Below are 1,755 nucleotides of genomic sequence, written 5' to 3' on the forward strand. Positions count from 1 at the left end.
CTTCATCAGCGACATCGGCGAGCCCGAGGACTCTTCTCCGATCGTGCAGGCCGTGGTGCACATGGCCGCCGCGCGCCGGATGGCGACGACGGCCGAAGGCGTCGAGACCGAGGCGCAGCGCGAGGTGCTGCGGCAGCTCGGATGCAGCCAGATGCAGGGCTGGCTTTTCAGCCCGGCCGTCCCGGCCGCAAAGCTGAAGCAATTGCTGTCGGCGCAGGCGGCGGCGGCTTAGGGCATACCCGCCCCCCGCCCCGTATCAGCCCCCGCCGTTGCCAGCCCGGAACGGCTTCAGATGGCGAATTGACGCGCAGGGAAGCCTTATCGATTGACATGGCGGCCCGGGAGTGTTCACGTCGCCCCCGAACTATATCGCGGCGACAAGCAGCTCGCGTGTTCGAAGCCGGCGCGAAGATCGCCGTTACCGTCATCCTCACGATCGCAACGAAGCTCCTGCGCAATAGGCTGCGTGCAGGACTGCCGCATTTCGCAGCCCGACAAGGAGACACAATTGCAGGTACTCGTTCGCGACAACAATGTCGACCAGGCGCTTCGTGTCCTGAAGAAGAAGATGCAGCGCGAGGGCGTGTTTCGGGAAATGAAGCAGCGGCGTTCCTACGAGAAGCCGTCGGAGCGAAAGACGCGCGAAAAAGCCGAGGCCATTCGCCGCGCCCGCAAGCTCGCTCGCAAGCAGGCGATCAGGGAAGGCTTGCTGCCCGCGCCCCCGAAAAAGAAGCTTCCCGAGCGCAAGCCGCCGCTGCCCCAGACCGCTGCCAGGCCCGCGGGCTGAAACGGCGGCACGACAGCGCCGTGAGGCCGACCGGGCAATGAGAACAGACCGGCATCGTTGCTGCGCATCTTGTATCCGGGAAGATGGTCCATATCTCATCGGCATGATGAAGCTCACACTCGTCCAGGACCAGGCTATCCAGGCGCTCATGGCAGGCATCGTCGGCGCCGAGACGTTCGATCGCGTCTTCGCGGGCATCCGCTTCGACAATATCGAGGGGACGATGCTCTACGCCTTCGCCGGGAACGCGGAGGTCGCATCCGACATCGAAGACAGCTACTCGCCCTACATCGCCGCGGTCGCATCGCAGGTGCTGGACAAGCAGGTTGACGTCGTCATCGTGATGCCGAAAGTGCTGCAATAGGAAGCGGTCTTTCCGCACAACAACGGCCGCCAGCGTAAACGACGCTTTTTTGCTCAGTCGAGGAAGGCTGCGAGCTCCTCGGGTGCGCCCGAAGGGAACGCTTCCTTGAGACAGTCGAGGAACGCCGATACGCGCGCGCTTAGCAGTCGTCGCGATGGATAGAGCGCCCAGAGAGTGATCTCGGGTCCATCGACATCACCCCAGTGTACAAGCTTGCCGGCCGCCAGGTCGTGACTCACAAGCGACACGGGAAGCCGCGCGGCGCCGACACCCGCTCGGACCGCATCGCGAACCATCATGAGCGACGACAGGCGAAGCACCGGATCAATCGCGATACGCGAACTTCCGCCCGGCGCCATCACATCCCAAATGGGGGTCAGGTCGCTCACGCCGCGCACCACGACCGGTACCGCGAGATCGCCCGAGGGACGACTCAGGTTGGGGCTCGCCACGACCACCAGCCGATCCCRCAGAAAGATTCGCCCGACAAGACTTTCGTCCGGATCAGGATTGACGCGGATCACCAGGTCATAGCCCTCCTCGATCATGTCGACGGCGCGATCGTCCGTCGTGACCTCGAGTCGGACCTGCGGATGTTTCAGCG

General features: G+C 64.0%; 4 protein-coding genes. 3 read left to right on the plus strand and 1 reads right to left on the minus strand.

What is annotated here, in order from left to right:
* From AC1D00_RS39745 to AC1D00_RS39755, 3 genes are all read left to right on the plus strand, one after another.
* A partial coding sequence (locus tag AC1D00_RS39745; protein ID WP_477014457.1) for an EAL domain-containing protein occupies positions 1-232 on the plus strand: 232 nt, incomplete at its 5' end.
* 276 nt (positions 233-508) lie between these two features.
* Positions 509-787: a 30S ribosomal protein S21 gene (gene rpsU / locus AC1D00_RS39750; protein WP_135178941.1), complete on the plus strand. Its 279-nt coding sequence runs from the start codon at positions 509-511 to the stop codon at positions 785-787.
* A 103-nt stretch (positions 788-890) separates the two neighbouring features.
* On the plus strand, positions 891-1,151 hold the full coding sequence (locus AC1D00_RS39755) for a hypothetical protein (RefSeq protein ID WP_038967442.1): 261 nt from the start codon (positions 891-893) through the stop codon (positions 1,149-1,151).
* Positions 1,152-1,204: 53 nt separating this feature from the next.
* On the opposite strand, the gene AC1D00_RS39760 is transcribed toward AC1D00_RS39755, so the two are convergent.
* Positions 1,205-1,755: substrate binding domain-containing protein (locus AC1D00_RS39760; protein ID WP_477014458.1), on the minus strand; the 551-nt coding region annotated here is incomplete at its 5' end.

The organism is Bradyrhizobium sp. P2_E8 (genome assembly GCF_056403875.1).

Excerpts from the sequence above, each read along its gene's own strand:
- AC1D00_RS39755 (WP_038967442.1), top strand. The coding sequence starts at position 891 with ATGATGAAGCTCACACTCGTCCAGGACCAGGCTATCCAGGCGCTCATG.